This window comes from Streptomyces sp. CMB-StM0423 (genome assembly GCF_002847285.1).
Lineage (GTDB): Bacteria > Actinomycetota > Actinomycetes > Streptomycetales > Streptomycetaceae > Streptomyces.
Window position 1 is genome coordinate 6,502,449 of sequence record NZ_CP025407.1, and the last position, 18,261, is coordinate 6,520,709.

Annotated in this window: 16 protein-coding genes; 4 read left to right on the plus strand and 12 right to left on the minus strand. The window is 74.0% G+C overall.

Annotated features, from left to right (window positions below):
- Positions 1–36 precede the first annotated feature (36 nt).
- The 7 genes from CXR04_RS28285 to CXR04_RS28315 all read right to left on the minus strand — a co-directional run bounded on the left by CXR04_RS28285 (position 37) and on the right by CXR04_RS28315 (position 9,094).
- Entirely contained in the window at positions 37–2,070 is a 2,034-nt protein-coding gene (locus CXR04_RS28285) for a glycoside hydrolase family 48 protein (RefSeq protein ID WP_101425063.1), read from the minus strand.
- A 243-nt stretch (positions 2,071–2,313) separates the two neighbouring features.
- Positions 2,314–3,684, minus strand: coding sequence for a glycoside hydrolase family 6 protein (locus tag CXR04_RS28290; protein ID WP_101425064.1), 1,371 nt, complete (start codon positions 3,682–3,684; stop codon positions 2,314–2,316).
- 291 nt (positions 3,685–3,975) lie between these two features.
- Complete coding sequence (locus CXR04_RS28295; RefSeq protein ID WP_101426650.1) at positions 3,976–4,866, minus strand: ketopantoate reductase family protein; 891 nt, start codon at positions 4,864–4,866, stop codon at positions 3,976–3,978.
- A 169-nt stretch (positions 4,867–5,035) separates the two neighbouring features.
- Positions 5,036–5,554 carry a DUF402 domain-containing protein gene (locus tag CXR04_RS28300; RefSeq protein WP_101425065.1) on the minus strand — a complete coding sequence of 173 codons (519 nt, stop codon included), beginning with the start codon at positions 5,552–5,554 and terminating at the stop codon, positions 5,036–5,038.
- Positions 5,555–5,646: 92 nt separating this feature from the next.
- Positions 5,647–6,390 (minus strand): succinate dehydrogenase/fumarate reductase iron-sulfur subunit, encoded by a 744-nt coding sequence (locus tag CXR04_RS28305; RefSeq protein WP_101425066.1) that lies wholly within the window; start codon positions 6,388–6,390, stop codon positions 5,647–5,649.
- Positions 6,387–8,336 carry a fumarate reductase/succinate dehydrogenase flavoprotein subunit gene (locus CXR04_RS28310; RefSeq protein ID WP_101425067.1) on the minus strand — a complete coding sequence of 650 codons (1,950 nt, stop codon included), beginning with the start codon at positions 8,334–8,336 and terminating at the stop codon, positions 6,387–6,389. The genes CXR04_RS28305 and CXR04_RS28310 overlap by 4 nt, the downstream gene beginning before the upstream one ends.
- A 2-nt stretch (positions 8,337–8,338) precedes the next feature.
- Positions 8,339–9,094, minus strand: coding sequence for a succinate dehydrogenase (locus CXR04_RS28315; protein ID WP_101425068.1), 756 nt, complete (start codon positions 9,092–9,094; stop codon positions 8,339–8,341).
- Between the two features lie 94 nt (positions 9,095–9,188).
- Here CXR04_RS28315 and CXR04_RS28320 point away from each other — a divergent pair, with 94 nt between their 5' ends.
- Positions 9,189–10,097 (plus strand): LysR family transcriptional regulator, encoded by a 909-nt coding sequence (locus CXR04_RS28320; protein WP_101425069.1) that lies wholly within the window; start codon positions 9,189–9,191, stop codon positions 10,095–10,097.
- A gap of 87 nt (positions 10,098–10,184) precedes the next feature.
- On the opposite strand, the gene CXR04_RS28325 is transcribed toward CXR04_RS28320, so the two are convergent.
- From CXR04_RS28325 to CXR04_RS28335, 3 genes are all read right to left on the minus strand, one after another.
- Positions 10,185–12,035 carry a glycoside hydrolase family 3 protein gene (locus tag CXR04_RS28325; protein WP_101425070.1) on the minus strand — a complete coding sequence of 617 codons (1,851 nt, stop codon included), beginning with the start codon at positions 12,033–12,035 and terminating at the stop codon, positions 10,185–10,187.
- A gap of 210 nt (positions 12,036–12,245) precedes the next feature.
- On the minus strand, positions 12,246–13,145 hold the full coding sequence (locus tag CXR04_RS28330; protein WP_442802473.1) for an endonuclease/exonuclease/phosphatase family protein: 900 nt from the start codon (positions 13,143–13,145) through the stop codon (positions 12,246–12,248).
- Positions 13,146–13,309: 164 nt separating this feature from the next.
- Complete coding sequence (locus CXR04_RS28335) at positions 13,310–13,951, minus strand: M15 family metallopeptidase (protein WP_101426651.1); 642 nt, start codon at positions 13,949–13,951, stop codon at positions 13,310–13,312.
- Between the two features lie 128 nt (positions 13,952–14,079).
- Between CXR04_RS28335 and CXR04_RS28340 the strand changes: the two genes are divergently transcribed.
- The 3 genes from CXR04_RS28340 to CXR04_RS28350 all read left to right on the plus strand — a co-directional run bounded on the left by CXR04_RS28340 (position 14,080) and on the right by CXR04_RS28350 (position 16,772).
- A complete protein-coding gene (locus CXR04_RS28340) occupies positions 14,080–14,775 on the plus strand; it encodes a response regulator transcription factor (RefSeq protein WP_101425072.1) in 696 nt (231 codons plus the stop codon).
- 66 nt (positions 14,776–14,841) lie between these two features.
- The gene (locus CXR04_RS28345) at positions 14,842–15,450 is read left to right on the plus strand and encodes an ArsR/SmtB family transcription factor (protein ID WP_101425073.1); all 609 of its coding nucleotides are present in this window, start codon (positions 14,842–14,844) and stop codon (positions 15,448–15,450) included.
- Positions 15,451–15,467: 17 nt separating this feature from the next.
- Positions 15,468–16,772 (plus strand): MFS transporter, encoded by a 1,305-nt coding sequence (locus CXR04_RS28350; RefSeq protein ID WP_101425074.1) that lies wholly within the window; start codon positions 15,468–15,470, stop codon positions 16,770–16,772.
- Positions 16,773–16,823: 51 nt separating this feature from the next.
- Here CXR04_RS28350 and CXR04_RS28355 read toward each other — a convergent pair whose 3' ends face one another.
- The gene (locus tag CXR04_RS28355) at positions 16,824–17,456 is read right to left on the minus strand and encodes a TIGR03085 family metal-binding protein (protein WP_101425075.1); all 633 of its coding nucleotides are present in this window, start codon (positions 17,454–17,456) and stop codon (positions 16,824–16,826) included.
- Between the two features lie 80 nt (positions 17,457–17,536).
- The gene (locus CXR04_RS28360; RefSeq protein WP_101425076.1) at positions 17,537–18,184 is read right to left on the minus strand and encodes a hypothetical protein; all 648 of its coding nucleotides are present in this window, start codon (positions 18,182–18,184) and stop codon (positions 17,537–17,539) included.
- Between the last annotated feature and the right edge of the window lie 77 nt (positions 18,185–18,261).

An 18,261-nucleotide genomic window follows, 5' to 3' on the forward strand; every position in this document is an offset into this window, starting at 1 on the left:
CACCCCGCGTGGCGGGGCGCCGGCCGGCTCGCCGCGTCAGGCGGACGGGAACAGCTCGGCGTACACCGCGAAGGCGATCGCCAGCCCCGCCTGCGCCCAGAAGCGGTGGTACGTGAACTCAGGCGCGGGCCCGCCGTCCAGGTGGGCCTGCACCTTCGGCCACTCCGGGTCGTCGCGGTACCACGAGCGCAGCTCGATGAACGTGACGCCCGGCTCGACGACGTCGCCGTTCGGCATCGTCCCCGACCAGCCGGCCGGGACGTACACCTCGTCGGCGAAGCGCCGGTAGTCGGCCCGGGTCTCCGGCACCGCGATGCCCAGGCCGTCGGCGTTCGCGGCCAGCGCGTCGAGCAGCCGCCCGGCGACGTCGGCCGTCGCGGTGTCGTCGGCCTTGGCCGCGTAGTACGTCAGCGTCTTGGCCAGCGCCGACGCGACGCCCACGTCCGTGCCGTACTCCGCGATCGAGACGTGCAGCCCGGCGTTCGCGCCGGGGCTCGCCGGGTTCCAGGTGTCCGGCCGGCCCTGCCAGGACAGCGTCGCCGGGATACGGAACGTGCCGTCGGCCTCCGCGGTGATCTCCGGCGTGACCCAGGCCACCCACTTCTCCAGCAGCGCCTGCGCGGTCGCGTTGCCGGAGGCGTAGTAGAGCTCCGCGACCCGCTCCATGGCCCAGCACTGCATGCCGAACCAGTTGTTGCTGGGCGGGTCGTGGTAGACGGGCTGCCAGTCGTAGGCCATCCCGTAGAACGTGGGGGTGCCGGCGGGCGGGCTGCCGTACTGGCCCTCCCAACTGTTGGTGCAGCCGCCCGCGATCCCGCCCTCCGCGGACTGCAGCCAGCGGAAGAACTCCAACTGCCTGGTCAGGCTGGTCGACCAGTCGCTCTTCGCGCTCGGCGAGCGCGGGGTCAGCTCCGGGACGGTGGACAGCGCCCAGGCGGCGAAGGGGTTCTGGTAGCCCTGGTGGGAGGCGCCGTCGCCGATGCGCCAGGCCCAGCCGCCGCCACCGCCCGCGGCGCCGCCCCAGGCGTAGTACCAGGACAGCAGGTAGTGCTGGGAGCTGCGGCCGGAGCCCGCCGGGCAGCCGGTGGGGCTGGTGCAGTCGCCGATCTGCTTGAAGTACTTGTCGAACATCGAGTACCGCAGGTAGTCGCCCATCTTCGCGGCCCGCGCCACGGAGGCGGAGATCTGCCCCGCGTTGCCCTGCGCCCCGGCCCAGGTCAGCGCCCAGTACGCGGCCTGCACGGCGCGGGCGTCGGCGTCCGGGGCGTTGGTGTACTTCCACTGGCGGGCGTAGGAGGCGTCACCCACGAAGAGGTCGAGGTAGCCGTTGGGGCCGCCGTACTCGAAGAGGTCGGTCGTCGGCTGCGGGATGGTCTCCCAGACCGACTCCTCCGAGCCGCGCTGGTAGCTGTTGATGTACGAGGGGCCGGGCCCCGGGCCGTTCTGGCCGCCGCTGCCGGGGGTGTTGCCGTAGCCGTAGGTGTTGTCGACGTCGAGCAGCCAGTGCATCCCGTAGATGTCCATCGTCCCGTACGCGGACGCCAGTTCGGCCGCCAGCGGGTCCTGGCCGACGGACACGGACGGGTCGAGCCGCGCCGGGTACCGGGAGACGTCGGGGTGCTCGGGCGCGTAGGTCGCGGGCGCGCCCGGGTTGTACGAGCCGTTGGTGGGCTGGTCGGCGCGGGTCGGGATGATGTACTGCTCCGCCGCCTCCCAGGCGGCGTTGAACGGGCCCCAGTCGCCGGTGACCCTGCCGTACGCGGCCTCCAGCCACATCCAGTAGCTGAACGCCTCGGACGTCGTCTCGTGCCCGTGGTCGGGCGCCTCGACGATCAGTGTCTCCACGCTGTGGTAGGGGATGCCGTCCGGGCTGAAGTACCCGTTGGCAGGGTTCTTGATCTTCTCGTACTGGGCCAGGAAGAGGTCGTCGTACGGACCCTGCGGGGCCGCCGCCGTCGTCTCCTCGGGGGCCGTGCCGGCCCGGGCGGCGGTCGGTGCCGCGACGGCCGTCGCGAAGGCGGCGCCGCCGGCCGCGGCGGTGAACCGCCGGCGGGACAGTGACTTGGACATGGGGGGTCTCCTCGGGGAGCCCGCGGGCGCGCGGCCCGGCGGGAGGGGTGGAGGGTGGCGGCGCGGCCGCGGGACGGTACCGCGGGCGGGCGCCCGGCAGAGCCCGGGAGCCGGGGCGGGCCGCGCGGGGCAGGGTGCCGCGCCGTGGGTGCCCGGTGGCGGCCGTCCCGGGGGCCGCCACCGGGCCGCTCCGCCGCCGGGATCCGGCGGCCGGCGGCGGAGGGTGGGGGGAACTCGCGTGCGCTAGTTCACCGGCGGGTTGGCGTTGGCGATCAGCTCGTCGAACTGCGCCTGGAACCAGTGGCCGGAGAGCGGCGCGTCCGGCAGGGCGCCCGACATGTTGTTCTGGTTGCGCGGGTTGCCCTGGTAGGTGGGATCGCACATCCGGTCGAAGCCCTTGCCCTCGTCGTTGTCGATCTCCTCGCTGGCGCCGTCCGACTCGCCCGGGGGCTTGATCCAGGCGTAGGCGTGGATGTTGGCCGCGGGCGAGGCGGCCGGCCGCGCACCGAGTCCTGCGCCGCTCTGGTTGCACCAGTTGCCGAGGTGGATCCGGCGGTCGGTGCGGCTGGCGTCGACGTATTCGTCGGCTGTCCCGCCGGTCGGGCCGGGGCCCGTCGGCCGCTCGGCGCCGCCCCAGCCGTTGCGCGAGGTGTCGATGATCGCGCCCATGCCGGACGGGAACCCGGCGCTGGTGGCGGCCCGGGTCACGAACGCCTGGGCGAAGGACTGCTCGTCGACGTAGCGGTTCCAGTCGACCCACTTGCTGCTCTCGCGGATGGGCCGGCCGCCCACCGTGTCGTTGATCGAGAAGTACGGCTCCACGGTGGCGCTGTAGTTCGCGGTGTTGGCGGCGAAGCCGGTGACGTCCTGGGGGGTGGCGCCCTCGGCGTTGGCGGCCTGGTAGAGCAGGTTGGCGGTCGCCTGGAAGTTGTCGTCCCAGCCGATCCAGCCGTGGTGGCCGATGTCGATGTAGTTGTAGACGTTGCCGTTGTCGCCGAGCGCGGCGAGGTTGTAGCCCACGCCCTTGACGTAGTTGCCGTTGGCCTTCATCACGTCGCACTCGGGCGTGGCCGTGGGCCGGCCGCTGACGTTGGTGATGAGGTTGGGCAGCGAGTCGATCTCGACGACGTTGATGATCTTGAGGCTCTGGTACGCCGGGTCGTCGAGGATCGCGTCGATCGGGTCGATGAACTCGTTCTTGTACCTGTCGATCTCGGTCGGGCCCAGTTCGCCGTTGGAGGCGAGCGCGGCGCAGTCGCGGCCCGGCAGGTTGTACGTGACGATCTGGATGGCGTCGGCGCCCTGGGACAGCGCCTCGTCCAGGTGCTCGCGCAGGCCCATGGCGTTGGAGCCCGCGGAGCCGCCGGTGATCGACCTGATGCTGTCGAGCCAGACGGCGGTCGGGGTGTCGGCGATGGCTCCGCCGCCGCCCTGGGTGGCCGCGGCGGACCAGTCGGGGTTCACGTACAACTGGCTGCCGGCGTACGGGTTGTCGCCGGGCGCCGCGGTCTCGGCCGCCGCGGGGGGCGCGGACAGCGAGTACGTCAGCAGGGTGCCGGTGGCGGCCAGCGCGGCCGCGCTGACGCCGGTGACACGGAGGCGTGACTTTCTCATGCGGCTCTCCTTCCACGCCCGTACCGGGCGTTGGAGGTGGGGGGTTGCGGGGGTGTGCGTGGGGGGCCGTTCCGGAGCGCGCGACTTCTCACGATTACTGACGAGTACATGTCAATAATGGATCTTCCCGCCGCACGTCCCGAGCGGTGGTGTGTGAAGTGTGGGAGCGCTCCCATATCGCGCTGCGAGGCTAACAGCTCAAAGAAGTGTTGTGAAGAGCCCGCCCACGAAGACGGGCGTCTTCACTGCTCGTAGGGTGCGCCCTCGCCGCGCCCGCGCTACGCGCCTGCCCTACGCGCCCGCCCGCGCCCCGATCTCCGCGACCAGCCGCTCCGCCACCGGCACCGCGATCCCGTGCGCCCGCGCGGCGCGCAGCAGCGCGCCGCCGATGGCGTCGAGTTCGAGGGGGCGGCCCGCCTCCGCGTCGCGGAGCATCGAGGACTTCGTACGGGCCGGGAAGGTGTCGTACATCGACGCCACCGCGTCCGCGTCCACCCGCGCCCCGGACGCGCCCGCCACCGCGGCGGTCTCCGCGAGCAGCGCCAGCATCTCGTCCCGGTGCCCGGTCCTCACGCCGCCGACGGGCACGCCGTGGCGGGTGGTGAGCAGCGCCATCGGCGCGAGGAAGGCCATCTTCGTCCACAGGACGCTCGGCTCGTCGTCCCGCACCTGCACCTCGGCGCCGGCGTCGGTCAGCACCCGGGCCGCCGCCTCCAGCCGCTCCGGCGGCGCGGTGGCGGAGGCGAGCGAGACCCTGGTGAAGGGGCTGCCGTGCTCGATCAGCCCGGGGGCGACCCGGGTGGACTCCACGGTGATGGTGCCCGCGGCGACCTGCTCGGGCCGGTAGCGCTCGCGCAGGGCGGCCATGTGGTCGACGCCGTTGAGCAGCGGCACCACGAGCGCGTCGCCGAGCGCCGCGGGAGGCACCCGTTCCAGCGCGGCGTCGAAGGCGGTGGCCTTGACGGCGACGATGCACAGGTCCACGGGCGCGCGCAGCTCGGTGTCGCCCGCCACGTTGGTGGCGAAGTCGCCGAACTGCCTGCTGTTGACGGTGATTCCGTCCGCCTGGAGCGCGCCGGCGGTCGCGGGGCCGGCCACACAGGTCACCCGGTGCCCGGCCCGGGCCAGCAGCCCGGCGAGCAGCCCGCCGACCCCGCCGGGGCCGAGAACGGCAGCGTTCATCGTGTCCATGCGGAGCAGTAAAGGCCAGTCGGCCGGGGACGTCCACACCCCCCGCGGTCAGCTCCGCGGCGCCGCCACGACGAGCCGGGCGGGGCGCACGTCGGCGTCGCGCGGCGGCTGGACCGGAGGTACCGGAGGCTGGGCGACGGGGGAGGCGGCTGAGCCGGGGTCATCCGGGGGCGAAGGGGGGCAGCTCGGTCAGGGGGCGGATGGCCGCCGGCGGGAAGTCCGGCCATGAGTCCGGCGCCTCCTGGTCCAGATCGCGCAGATGCCCGTCGATGAAGCGCTGGGCGTTGCGCAGAGCCCGGGCGGCGGTGGCGGCGTCGATGCGACCGTCCTCCAGCGCGCCGGCCAGCTCGTCGAGGTCCAGGACTTCGTAGCGCCGGCTGGAGGGGAGCACGATGACGTCCACGTAGAGGTCGTGCACCACCAGCCGCTTCGGGCCCGCTTCCTCCAGTTCGACCACGTCGACGTACCAGCCGCCTTCGAGCGCGCCGGCGAAGGTGCCCGGCCTGGTGAGCTGGATCCCGGCGTCGCCGACGACGAAGCAGCGGTCGGTCGTGGGCCGGCCGGGGACCTGCCAGGGGGGAAGGATCCGGAGGTCGTAGGCCACGAGGCCGTCGTCGGTGCGGACGCCGGGGCACCATTGCCCGCTGCGGTGGTGGACGCGCACGTCTTCGAGGAACACGAGGGGCTACGCGGCCGGGGCCGGTCTTCCGGGCGTCTGGAAGCTACTCATAGGGGGATCACGCGTAAGGATGTGCCCGGCACGGGGCCGGACTACGCCGACTTCCGGGCCGCGCGCAGGAATTCGCGGTTCAGCGACGAGATCGCCTGCAGCGGGATGCCCTTCGGGCAGGCCACCGCGCACTCGCCGGTGTTCGTGCAGCCGCCGAAGCCCTCGTCGTCCATCCGGCCGACCATGTCCAGCACCCGCGACTCCCGCTCCGGTGCCCCCTGCGGCAGCGCGCCCAGGTGCACGACCTTCGCGGCGGTGAACAGCATCGCCGAGCCGTTGGGGCAGGCCGCCACGCACGCGCCGCAGCCGATGCACTCCGCGTGCTCGAAGGCCGTCTCCGCGGCCGGCTTGGGCACGGGGGTCGCGTGCGCGTCGGGGGCGCTGCCGGTGGGGGCGGTGATGTAGCCGCCGGCGCCGATGATCCGGTCGAACGCCGACCGGTCCACGACCAGATCCTTCACCACCGGGAACGCCGCCGCCCGCCACGGCTCGACGTCGATGACGTCCCCGTCCGCGAACGACCGCATGTGCAACTGGCACGCCGTCGTCCGCTCCGGCCCGTGCGCCCGCCCGTTGATGACGACCCCGCACGCCCCGCAGATGCCCTCGCGGCAGTCGTGGTCGAAGGCGACGGGCTCGTCGCCGGCGAGGATCAGCCGCTCGTTGAGGGTGTCCAGCACCTCCAGGAACGACATCTCCGGCGTGACGTCCCCGACCTCGTACGAGACCATCTCGCCCGCCGCGTCGGGCCCCGCCTGCCGCCAGACCCGCAGGGTCACCTTCATTGATAGCTCCGTTGGGTGGGGATGACGTATTCGAATTCGAGGTCCTCGCGGTGGAGGACCGGGGCGGTGCCCGTCGCGGTGAACTCCCAGGCTGCCGCGTACGAGAAATGGTCGTCGTCGCGGGCCGCCTCGCCGTCTGGGGTCTGGCTCTCCTCGCGGAAGTGGCCGCCACAGGACTCCGCGCGGTGCAGCGCGTCGAGGCACATCAGCTCGGCCAGCTCCAGGTAGTCCGCGATGCGGTTGGCCTTCTCCAGCGACTGGTTCAGCTCCGCGCCGGTGCCCGGCACCTTGATCCGGCGCCAGAACTCCTCGCGGAGCGCCGGGATCCGCTCCAGCGCCTTGCGCAGCCCCGGCTCCGTACGGGCCATGCCGCACTCGTCCCACAGCAGTTCGCCCAGCTCGCGGTGGAAGGAGTCGGGGGTGCGGTCGCCGTCGACGGCGAGGAGGAGGTGCAGGCGGTCCTCGGTGTCCGCGACGGCCTCGGCGACCGCCGGGTGGTCGTCGGAGACCTGCTCGGGGCGCTGCCTGGCGAGGAAGTCGCCGATGGTGGCAGGGAGGATGAAGTAGCCGTCGGCCAGGCCCTGCATGAGCGCGGATGCGCCGAGGCGGTTGGCGCCGTGGTCGGAGAAGTTCGCCTCGCCGATGGCGAAGAGCCCGGGGACGGTGGTCTGCAGGTCGTAGTCGACCCACAGGCCGCCCATGGTGTAGTGGATCGCCGGGTAGATGCGCATGGGCACCTGGTACGGATCCTCCGCCGTGATCCGCTCGTACATCTCGAAGAGGTTGCCGTACCGCTCCTCGACCGCCGCGCGCCCCAGCCGCCGGATGGCGTCGGCGAAGTCGAGGTACACGCCCTGGCCGCCGGGGCCGGCGCCGCGGCCCTCGTCGCAGACGTTCTTCGCGGCGCGCGAGGCGATGTCGCGGGGGACGAGGTTGCCGAAGGAGGGGTAGAGGCGCTCCAGGTAGTAGTCGCGCTCGTGCTCCGGGATGGCGTTCGGCGGGCGGGTGTCCCCCTGGGCCCTGGGCACCCAGATGCGGCCGTCGTTGCGCAGCGACTCGCTCATCAGCGTCAGCTTCGACTGGTGGTCGCCGGAGCGCGGGATGCAGGTGGGGTGGATCTGGGTGAAGCAGGGGTTGGCGAAGTACGCGCCGCGGCGGTGGGCCCGCCAGATGGCGGTGGCGTTGGAGTTCTTGGCGTTGGTGGAGAGGTAGAAGACGTTGCCGTAGCCGCCGGTGGCGAGCACGACGGCGTCGGCGAGGTGGGTCTCGATCCGGCCGGTGACCAGGTCGCGGGCGACGATGCCGCGGGCCCGTCCGTCGACGACGATCAGGTCGAGCATCTCGGTGCGCGGGTGCATCTCGACGTTGCCGGCCTCGATCTGCCGGGAGAGCGCCTGGTACGCGCCAAGGAGGAGCTGCTGTCCGGTCTGCCCGCGGGCGTAGAAGGTGCGGGAGACCTGGACGCCGCCGAAGGAGCGGGTGTCGAGCAGGCCGCCGTACTCGCGGGCGAAGGGCACGCCCTGCGCGACGCACTGGTCGATGATCTCGACCGAGACCTGCGCGAGGCGGCGCACGTTGGACTCGCGGGCGCGGAAGTCGCCGCCCTTGACGGTGTCGTAGAAGAGCCGGTGTACGGAGTCGCCGTCGTTGCGGTAGTTCTTGGCGGCGTTGATGCCGCCCTGGGCGGCGATGGAGTGGGCGCGGCGCGGGGAGTCCTGGTAGCAGAACTGGACGACCTGGTAGCCCTGTTCGGCGAGGGTGGCGCCGGCGGCGCCGCCGGCCAGGCCCGTACCGACGACGATGACACGGTAGCGGCGCCGGTTGGCGGGGTTGACCAGCCGGGCGGTGAAGCGGCGGCGGTCCCAGCGCTCGGCGATGTCGCCGGGCGGGGCGGCGGCGTCGGCGACGGGTTCGCCCTCGGTGTACTGCGTGTATGCCGGTGACATCCTCAGTTCACGACTCCCGTCATGACGGCTACGGGGAGGGAGATGAAGCCGCAGGTCAGCACCAGTGCAAGGGTGTTGGTGACGGCCTTGAGGGCCCGCTCGCGGGCCGGGCCGGCGACGCCGAGGGTCTGCACGGCGCTCCAGAAGCCGTGCCGCAGGTGCAGCCCGAGGGCGAGCATCGCGGTGATGTAGACGACGTTGCCGTACCAGGTGGAGAAGGTGGCGACGGTGTTCTCGTACGGGCGGCCGGTCTGGGCGTTCTCGTTCACGGTCAGCGTCGTCAGGTCGAGGATGTGCCAGACGATGAAGAGGCCGAGGATCACCCCGCCCCAGCGCATGGTGCGGGTGGCGTAGCTCGCGCGCCTGCGCTTGTGGACGTACGCGACCGGGCGCGCGGCGATGTCGCGGCGGCTGAGCTGGTACGCGGTCACGCCGTGCAGCACGACGGCGACCACCAGCACGACGCGGATCATCCACAGGGCCCACTCGTAGTGCAGCACCGGGCCGCCGAGGGTGCGCAGCCAGTGGCCGTAGTCGTTGAACTCCTCGGCGCCGTAGAAGATCTTGAGGTTGCCGACCAGATGGGCCACGAGGTAGGCGAGCATGATCAGGCCGGTGACGGCCAGCACCGTCTTCTTGCCGACGGTGGAGCGCCACAGCAGCGCGAGGAGCGACGGCGGGTAGGCCCGCGGGCGGGCCGGCTCCCGGACGGGTTTGCCGACGGCGGGCTTCGGCGCCGGCTTGGTGGTCAGGGCCATGACTGTGACGGTAGGGAAGCCACCCGGGATCCGTCCAAGACATGAATTCGCTGCTTTCGATAGGCAGTGGCTATCGTCGGGCTACGCTGGATCCATGCACCTGCAGCAGCTTCGCTACTTCGCCGCCGTCGCCGAGACCCGCCACTTCACCCGGGCCGCCGAGCGCGAGCACGTGGCGCAGCCGTCGCTGTCGCAGTCCGTGCGGGCGCTGGAGCGGGAGCTGGGCGCCGAGCTGTTCCACCGGGCCCGCGGGCACATTACGCTCACCGACGCCGGCGAGGCGCTGCTGCCGCTGGCGCGGCGGATCCTCGCCGACACCGAGACGGCGCGGCGGGAGGTGCAGGAGGTCGCGCAGTTGCGGCGCGGGCGGGTGCGGCTGGGGGCCACGCCGAGCCTGTGCGCGAGCCTGGTGCCGGACGCGCTGCGCACGTTCCACGCCCGCTACCCGGGCATCGAGCTGCACGTCCACGAGGACGGCTCGCAGGATCTCGTGCGGACGCTCGCGGCCGGCGAGCTGGACCTCGCCCTGGTCATCACGCCGCTGGCGGGGCAGGCGCCGGCGCTGACGACGACGGAGCTGCTCCGTGAGGAGCTGGTCGTGGTCTCGTCGCCGGACGCGCCGCCGGTCACCGGGGCGGGAGGCGCGGTCCTGCGCATCCGGATCGGGGATCTGCGGGGGCGGCCGCTGGCGATGTTCCGGCACGGGTACGACCTGCGGGAGCTGACGGTCGCGGCGTGCCGGGAGGCGGGCTTCGAGCCGGAGTTCGGGGTGGAGGGCGGGGAGATGGACGCGGTGCTGGGGTTCGTGCGGGCCGGGCTCGGGGTGGCGGTGGTGCCGAGCATGGTCGCCGAGCGCTCGGGGCTGCGGACGACGGCGTTCGCGGCGCCGGGGCTGCACCGGACGATCTCCGTGGCGCACCGGGGCGATGTGTCGCCGCCCCGGGCGGCGCGGGAGCTGCGCCGGCTGCTGATCAGCGCGGTCGGCGGCGGCTCGGGAGCGTGACCGGGGGAGCGCCGCGGCCGTACGGGAACGGGGACGCCCCGCGCGGTGCCGCGGCCGTACGGGAGACGGCCGCGGCACCCCGCCGTCTCAGTACTCCAGCCCGTGCCCCAGCGGGTACAGGGCCGCGCCCGTCGCCCCCAGCTCCGGGATCGCCACCGGCAGCCGCCCCGTCGGTCGCAGGTCGCCGTAGAGCGCGTCGACCGCCCGCGTCAGCACCCCCGTCCCCGTGCCGTACGTGCACAGGTACACCGGCGCCTCCGGGAACCGCCGCACGTCGTACGGGTTGCGCACCGCCACCACCGCGACCGGAGTCCCCGCCGCCAGCAGTGCCCGCACCAGCGCCGCCTGCGCCGCGCCCCGCTGTGCCAACGGCTCCGCCCCGGCCGCCGCGTTGGCGCTGACCAGCACCAGGTCGTGGTCCCGGGCCGCGGCCACCGCCGCGTCGATCACCGCCTGCGCCGGCGTCCCGCCCGTCGCCAGCACCGTCGCGGTCTGCCCGGCGCGCGCCCCGACCGCCTGCGCCAGCCGGTCCAGCGCCGGCGCCGACGACGTCTGCCACCCGGCGACCAGCACCCGCCGCGCCCCTGCGGCCAGCGGCAGCAGCCCGGTGTCGTTCTTCACCAGCGTCACCGCCCGCCCGGTGAGCGCCCGCGCGTCCGCGACGTGCGCGGCGTTCCCGACGATCCGCTCCGCCCGGCGCTCGTCGACGAACGGGCCGAAGTACAGCCCCTCGTCGATCTTGCGCGCCAGGATGCGCACCACCGACTCGTCCAGCCGCCGCGCGCCGATCTCGCCGCCGCGTACGGCAGCGAGCACCGACGCGTACGCGACGTCCATCTGCGGCGGCAGCACCAGCATGTCCGCGCCGGCCGCGAACGCCGCCACCGACGCCCGCTCCGGCGGGTACTGGGACGTGGCGCCGCCCATGTCCAGCGCGTCCGTGACGATCAGCCCGTCGAAGCCCAGCTCCTCGCGGAGCAGCCCGGTCAGGATGCGGTGCGACATGGTGGCGGGCACGCCGTCGTCGAGCGCGGGCACGAGGATGTGCGCGGTCATCACCGTGTCCAGGCCCGCGGCGATCGCGGCCCGGAACGGCGGCAGGTCCAGCTCGTGGATCTGCTCCAGGGTGTGCTCGATGCGCGGCAGCAGGAGGTGGCTGTCCTGGCCGGTGTCGCCGTGGCCGGGGAAGTGCTTGGCGGCGGACGCGACGCCGCCGCGGCGCTGGCCGCGTACCGCCGCCGCGACCATGCGCGCGACCTGCTGCGGGTCGGCGCCGTAGGAGCGCAGGCCGATGACGGGGTTGTCGGGGTTGACGTTGACGTCCGCGACGGGCGCGTAGTTCTGGTTGATGCCCAGCGCCGCCAGCTCCCGGCCGGTGATCTCGGCGGCGCGCTGGGCGTCGGCGGTCGCGAAGGTGGCGCCCAGGGCCATGCTGCCGGGCAGTTCGGTGGCCGGCGGGGTGGGCAGCCGCTGGACGAGGCCGCTCTCCTGGTCGGTGGAGATGATCAGCGGGACGCCGCGGCGCTGCGCGAGCGAGGCGCGCTGCAGGCCGTTGGAGAGCCGGGCGATCTGGCGGGCGTCGCGGAGGTTGTCGTCGTTGCGGGCGCTGAAGTAGATGACGGCGCCGGGGCGGTACTTGCGTACGACGTCGGCGGGGGTGCGGACGCCGTAGCGCCGCTCGTTGACGGCGGCGGCCGCGTCGGTCACGTCGTCGGCGTCCTGCCCGGCGACCTCGACCACGAAGAGCTGGCCGACCTTCTCCTCCAGGGTCATCCGGCGGGCCAGGGCCCCGGCCAGCAGCCGGGCGTACGAACCGGACCCCGCCGTGCCGCCGGCGCGGGCCGCGGCGGGTCCTGCGGCGGCCGTGCCGGCGCCGAGCGCCGCCGCGGTGCCGAGGAGGCCGGTGACCGCCTGTCTGCGCGTGGTGGTTGACCGCATACGAACACTCCTCAGCGCATCGGGTGTGCTGCGTGGGCATCGGTGGCCGGCCGACGGGGCTGCTCCCCCATGGAGGCCGCCGAGGAGAACTCGGCCGCGGAGTCTGGCAACGGCGCGGGGGCGCGTCAATACTCCGGTGCGCGCGGTGTCACTTTCCTGTCAGATCCTGGAAAACCGGGTTATCCGCCGCATGGTGCCCCGCGCCCGCGCTCACCAGCCGAGGCCCGCCGCCACCGGCAGGTGGTCGCTGCCCGTGGCGGGCAGCAGCCAGGCGCTCCGCGGCTCCATGCCGCGGACCAGGATCTGGTCGATCCGCGCCACCGGGAAGCCGGCCGGCCAACTGAAGCCGAAGCCGTTCCCCGCCTCCTCCTGGACCGAGCTCATCTGGCCGGTGAGGCCGTCGAACGCCCGGTCGTCCACGGTGCCGTTGAGGTCGCCGAGCACCACCACGCGCTCGGCCGGCTCGGCGGCGACGGCCGCGGCCAGCGCCTCGGCGCCCGCGTCGCGCTGGGCGGTGGACATGCCGGCGCGGGGGTTCACGCGCACGGACCCCAGGTGGGCCACGTACACCGCCAGCGGGCCCCGCTCGGTGGCCACGGTGGTGCGCAGCGCGCGGGACGGGTACATGGCGATGTCGACGGGCCGGGTGTCCGACAGCGGGAGCTTGCTCCACAGCCCGACCGTGCCGCTCGTGGTGTGGTACGGGTACGTCTTCGCCAGCTCGGCCTCGTACACCGGCCGCGCCGTGTCGGTCAGCTCCTGGAGCGCCAGCAGGTCCGCGCCGGAGGCGGCCAGGTCGCGGGCGGTGCCGACGGGGTCGGGGTTGGCGGCGCCGACGTTGTGGCCGGCGACCGTGAGGTCGCTGCCCGGCCGGGACTTGTCGGTGAGCAGCCCGCCGAAGAGGCTCAGCCACACCGTGACCGGCAGCACCAGCGCGACCACCGCGGACGCCGAACGGCGCCACAGCGCCGCGGCGAGCAGCGGGAGGACGAAGAGGCCGAACCACGGCAGGAAGGTCTCCGTGAAGCTGCCGAGGTTCATGATCCCGCTCGGGATCCGCGCGTGCAGCGCCATCAGCAGCCCGAGCAGCAGCGCCAGCGCCGCGAGCACGAGGCCGCGGCGCCAGGGCGCGGGGCGGCGGAGGGCGCGGGCCGCACGGCGGAGGGGCGGGGTAAGGGGCCGGCGGGTGGCCGCGGTGGCCGCGGTGTCTGGGGTCTCTGGGGCGTCTGCGGTGTCCGCCGGGTCCGGCTGCTTCACCGTAAGAATTCGCTCGCTCAACTCTGCATCCTCGGGTCCTGGGTGGGGTCGGCATACACGGGCGGGCAGCGGCCGCCGATCGCCTCGGTGCGCAACTCGTAGTGCCAGGGCTCGTTCCGGTAGACCGGGCACAGTCCATAGGCGGCGCCGTGCTCGAAGAGCCACATCGTGGCGTCGGATTCCCCGAGGTCGACCGCGTCGCCCGACACGTGCGGCGAGGTTTCCGCGGTGGCCACCCAGCGGGCGGCTTCTTCTTCCGATCCGTATTTCCCGATCGCCTCGCGGAGAAGCCGCTCCTGGTACGCCGGAGAACGCCAGCCGCTGTTGACCCGGATTTCGACCCCGTACGCCGCGGCATCCGCCGCCGCCTCGCGCAGCGCGGCCCGCAAACCGGCGTCGAGTTCGGCCACCGCCGGAATGCCGTCGTCGAAAACCGTCGTGCCCTCGGGGACGACGCCGTCGGCCCCGCCGACCGGCCCCACCCGCTTGCGCTGCGGCGATGCCGCCGGCTCGGCCGGCTCCGGCGCCCCCGAGGAAGCCGGGGCGGCCGGGGTGGGCGAGGCGGTGGAGGCGGCCGGTGTCTGCATCGACCGGTAGCCGAGCGGCGCGACGATCGCCACGACGAGGGCGATCACGCCGAGGCCCGGAAGCGTGCGTATCCGCAGGGTTCTGCTGCGCGCCGATCGCCGGGTTCGAGTCATTCCGCAAGTGCACGCGGCGGGGCGTTGCCGGTGCGTATGCGGTTTTCTATACGCGGACGATATGCGCGCGCTCGTAGCATCTGCTCATGCGTGTGCTGATCGTCGAGGACGAGCCCTTTATGGCGGAGGCGATCCGCGACGGCCTCCGCCTGGAGGCGATCGCGGGCGACATCGCGGGGGACGGGGACACCGCCCTGGAACTGCTGGGTGTGAACTCGTACGACATCGCCGTCCTGGACCGCGACATCCCCGGCCCCTCCGGCGACGAGATCGCCCGGCGGATCGTCGACTCCGGCAGCGGCATGCCGATCCTCATGCTCACCGCTGCCGACCGGCTGGACGACAAGGCCACGGGCTTCGGCCTCGGCGCCGACGACTACCTCACCAAGCCCTTCGACATCCGCGAGCTCGCTCTCCGGCTCCGCGCGCTCGACCGCCGGCGCGCCCACATCCGGCCGCCCGTGCGGGAGATCGCGGGGCTGCGGCTCGACCCGTTCCGCCGCGAGGTCTACCGGGACGGCAGATATGTCGCGCTGACCCGGAAGCAGTTCGCCGTGCTCGACGTCCTCGTGGCCGCCGAGGGCGGCGTGATCAGCGCGGAGGAGCTGCTGGAGCGGGCCTGGGACGCCAACGCCGACCCGTTCACCAACGCGGTACGGATCACCGTCTCGGCGCTCCGCAAGCGGCTCGGCGAGCCCTGGCTCATCGCCACGGTCCCCGGCGTCGGCTACCGCATCGACACCGCGTCCGGCGCCGACGGCGACGAGGAGGCGCCCGCGTAGACCGCCGGGACCGGTGATTGCGAAAGAAATATTGCGCAATACTTCTTTCCTGTCTACGGTCCCCGCATGGGGCGAGAACCTGAGCGGATCACCGAGCTGGCGCAACTGAAGGCGTTCACCCACCCGTTGCGCATCGAGCTGTACCGGCTGCTCATGGCGGCCCGTACCGCCACCGCGTCGCACCTCGCGGAGCAGACCGAGGAGGCGGTGTCGCTGGTCAGCTACCACCTGCGCAAGCTGGCCGAGCACGGCTTCATCGAGGAGGCGGCGGACCAGGGCAGGGACGGGCGGGAGCGCTGGTGGCGGGTCTCGGCGGAGCGGTCGTTCACCTTCAGGTCCGCGGACTTCGACGACACCCCGGAGGGCACGGCGGCACTGACGGGCGTTACCCGCGAGCTGCTGACCACCAGGACCCGCACCTACCTCAACTACCTGGACCAGCAGGCCGGATGGGGACGGGAGTGGACGCGGGCGGCGTTCAGCTCGGAGTACACCGTGCGGCTGACGGCCGGCGAACTGCAGGAGCTGGCGGAGGAGATGGGCGCGTTCGTCCGCAGATGGCGGGAGCGGGCCGAGGCGGCGGAGGCGGCTGGGACGGGGGACGCGGGGGAGACGGGGGCCGCCGGGCGCGAGACCGTCGCCCTCCACCTCTACGGCTTCCCCTTCCGCCCCTGAGCCGGGGGCCCGCGCCCATGCCCGCGCACCGCGGCACCGGCGTCCTGCGGTGGCTCGTCGCGTACGCCCTCTCCGTGCTGGGCGACGGCGTCTTCTTCCTCGCCCTCGGCTGGGCCGCGCAGCGGGTCGCGGGTCCGGCGGAGACCGGGGTGGTGATGGCGGCCGGCTCGGTGCCGCGCGCGGTGCTGCTGCTCGGCGGGGGAGTGGTCGCCGACCGCTTCGGGCCGCGCAGGGTCGTCATCGGCGCCGACGCGGCGCGCTGCGTCCTCATCCTGGGCGCCGCCGCGGCACTGGGGACCGCCGCGCCCGGGCTGTGGCTGCTGGTCGCGGTGGCACTGGCGTTCGGCGTGGTCGACGCGCTGTTCCTGCCCGCGGTCGGCGCCCTCCCGGCGCGGATCGCGCCGCCGGAGGAACTGGGCCGGATCGCCGGGCTGCGCGCGCTGGCCCTGCGCCTCGGCGGCGCCGCGGCCGCACCGGTCGGCGGGTACGCGCTGGTGCTGGGCGGGCCCGCGGCGGCGTTCGCGGCGGCGGGGCTGCTGTTCGCCGCCTCGGTGCCGCTGCTGATGACGCTGCGCGTACGCCCCCTGCCCGCCGCGCCCGCCGCGCCCGGCCCACCCGGCGCGGAAGCCGCGGCGCAGCATCCTGCGGGCGCCGGACGGGAGTTGCGCGAGGGGCTGCGGTACGTCCGCGGGCACCCGCTGATCGGGCCGCTCGTCCTCTCCGGCGCCCTCAGCGAGTTCGGCCTCAACGGGCCGCTCAACGTCGGCCTCGTCCTCCTCGCCGCGGAACGCGGCTGGGGTGCCGCCGGACTCGGCTGGCTCGTCGGCGCGTTCGGCCTCGGCGCCGGCGCCGGCGCGCTGCTCCTGGCCGTCACCGGCCGGCTGCCGCGCCCCGGCCTCGTCCACATCGCCACGCTCGTCGCCGCCGGTGCCGCCCTCGGCAGCGTCGCGCTCGCGCCCTCCCACGGGCTCGCGGTCGCCGCCTGCGGACTCGGCGGGCTCGCGGGCGGCGTCTGCGGCGGGCTTGCGTACGCGCTGATCCAGACCTCCGCCGCGCCCGCCTACCTCGGCCGCGTCACCGCCGCCACCAGCCTGACGGGACTGGGGCTCGCGCCGCTGTGCTACCCGCTCGTCGGCGCGGCCGTCGGCGCGTGGGGCAGCGCGCCGGTCTTCCTCGCCTGCGGCGCGTTCAGTTGCCTGGGCGCCGTCGTCTGCCTCGCCGCGCCCGCCGTACGCCGGGCGGAACTGCCCCGCGCCCGCGGCCCGCGCCGCACCTCCGCCACGGGCCCGCTGCCGGACCCGCCGCCCGCCCCGGCCCCGTAGCGGATCCGGCTCACCGCGCGGGCGGCCGGCGCAACCCGGCGCCGTGCGGCGTCAGATGCCGAGCGGCGCGGACTGCGCCTGCGCCACGGCGTCCTCGTCGCCCTCCAGCTCCACCTTCGCCGCCTCCTGCCGCCCGGTGACGAACAGCAGCAGCTCCGCGGGATCCCCGGTCACCGTGACCACCGGCGCGCCCCGGTGGGCCACCGCCGTCTGGCCGTCGGGGCGGCGCAGCACCAGCCCGACGGGCGACTTGCGGCCCATCATCTTCGCGCCGCGCTCCAGCCGGTTCCACAGCGTGTCGGAGAAGACCGGGTCCAGCTCGCGCGGCGCGTAGTCGGGCTGCGCGCGGCGGACGTCCTCGGCGTGCACGTAGAACTCCACGACGTTCGCGGCCTCGTCGACCTGCTTGAGCGCGAACGGCGAGAACCGCGGCGGCCCGCTGCGGATGAGCTGCACCAGCTCGTCGTACGGCTTCTGCCGGAACTCCGCCTGCACGCGCTCCAGCCGGTTCTGCAGCGGCTTGAAGAGGATGCCGCCGGCCGCGTCCTGCCGGCGCTCGCGCACCACCACGTGCGCGGCCAGGTCGTACGTCGTCCAGCCCTCGCACAGCGTCGGCGCCTCGGGTCCGGCGCCCTCCAGCAGATCGGCGAGGAGGAGCCGTTCCCGCTTCGCATGGGTCGTCATGCCGCCACCCTACGACCGTCGGCGACGCCGGGGCACGCAATGCCGCGCCGGGAGTTGGCGCCGCGCGGTGCGGGCGGGGGTCACGGCAGCGGCTGGGTCAGCTTCGGGCCGTCGGGCTCGGTGCTGAGGGTGAGCGCGCAGGAGATCTCGTCCTGGCTCTGGTACTCGTACGTCGTCATGGTCGGGTACATCGCGTAGTAGAAGTAGTGCCGCCCGTCCGCCGGCATCGTCTCCAGCTTCTCCTCCGCGGCCCGCTGGCACAGCCCCAGCGCCTGGTCGTCCAGCGCGTCGCCGTCCGGGAAATCCCCGCTCAGCGTGCGGTTGCCGATGACCTCGCCGTCGTGCGGGCCCGTGCACGGGCGGGTCTCGACCGACTCGACGCTCGTGTCCAGCGACGGGTGGTCGAAGCACTCGCCGGTCCGCAGCACCACGTACGGGATGTGCGACTCGGTCGGCTCCAGCTCCCCCCGCGCGTCCGCGGTGCCCGCCGCCGAGCCCGCGCCCGCGCTCTTCGTCTCCGCGCCGTCGAGGCTGTCCTGACCCGCCGGCCGCTCCGCGCTGCCCTGCGGCCGCGGGCCGCCCGCCTGCGCCCCGCCGTCGTCCCCGCCGCGCAGCGCGAGGAAGGCGGCGACCGCCACGGCGACGAGCAGGGCCGCCGCCACCGCGGCGGTGACGGCGGTCTTCGGCCCGCGGGGTCTTGCGGGCGGATCCGGAGGTGGGTTGGTCATGGGCGAAGCATGCCCTATCGACACGTTCCGATGTACGGGAAGGGGCCATCCCCGGCCGCGCGCGTCGCGCCCTCTGG

Excerpts from the sequence above, each read along its gene's own strand:
- CXR04_RS28285 (WP_101425063.1), bottom strand. The coding sequence starts at position 2,070 with ATGTCCAAGTCACTGTCCCGCCGGCGGTTCACCGCCGCGGCCGGCGGC.
- CXR04_RS28290 (WP_101425064.1), bottom strand. The coding sequence starts at position 3,684 with ATGAGAAAGTCACGCCTCCGTGTCACCGGCGTCAGCGCGGCCGCGCTG.
- CXR04_RS28295 (WP_101426650.1), bottom strand. The coding sequence starts at position 4,866 with ATGAACGCTGCCGTTCTCGGCCCCGGCGGGGTCGGCGGGCTGCTCGCC.
- CXR04_RS28305 (WP_101425066.1), bottom strand. The coding sequence starts at position 6,390 with ATGAAGGTGACCCTGCGGGTCTGGCGGCAGGCGGGGCCCGACGCGGCG.
- CXR04_RS28310 (WP_101425067.1), bottom strand. The coding sequence starts at position 8,336 with ATGTCACCGGCATACACGCAGTACACCGAGGGCGAACCCGTCGCCGAC.
- CXR04_RS28315 (WP_101425068.1), bottom strand. The coding sequence starts at position 9,094 with ATGGCCCTGACCACCAAGCCGGCGCCGAAGCCCGCCGTCGGCAAACCC.
- CXR04_RS28320 (WP_101425069.1), top strand. The coding sequence starts at position 9,189 with ATGCACCTGCAGCAGCTTCGCTACTTCGCCGCCGTCGCCGAGACCCGC.
- CXR04_RS28325 (WP_101425070.1), bottom strand. The coding sequence starts at position 12,035 with ATGCGGTCAACCACCACGCGCAGACAGGCGGTCACCGGCCTCCTCGGC.
- CXR04_RS28340 (WP_101425072.1), top strand. The coding sequence starts at position 14,080 with ATGCGTGTGCTGATCGTCGAGGACGAGCCCTTTATGGCGGAGGCGATC.
- CXR04_RS28345 (WP_101425073.1), top strand. The coding sequence starts at position 14,842 with ATGGGGCGAGAACCTGAGCGGATCACCGAGCTGGCGCAACTGAAGGCG.
- CXR04_RS28350 (WP_101425074.1), top strand. The coding sequence starts at position 15,468 with ATGCCCGCGCACCGCGGCACCGGCGTCCTGCGGTGGCTCGTCGCGTAC.
- CXR04_RS28355 (WP_101425075.1), bottom strand. The coding sequence starts at position 17,456 with ATGACGACCCATGCGAAGCGGGAACGGCTCCTCCTCGCCGATCTGCTG.
- CXR04_RS28360 (WP_101425076.1), bottom strand. The coding sequence starts at position 18,184 with ATGACCAACCCACCTCCGGATCCGCCCGCAAGACCCCGCGGGCCGAAG.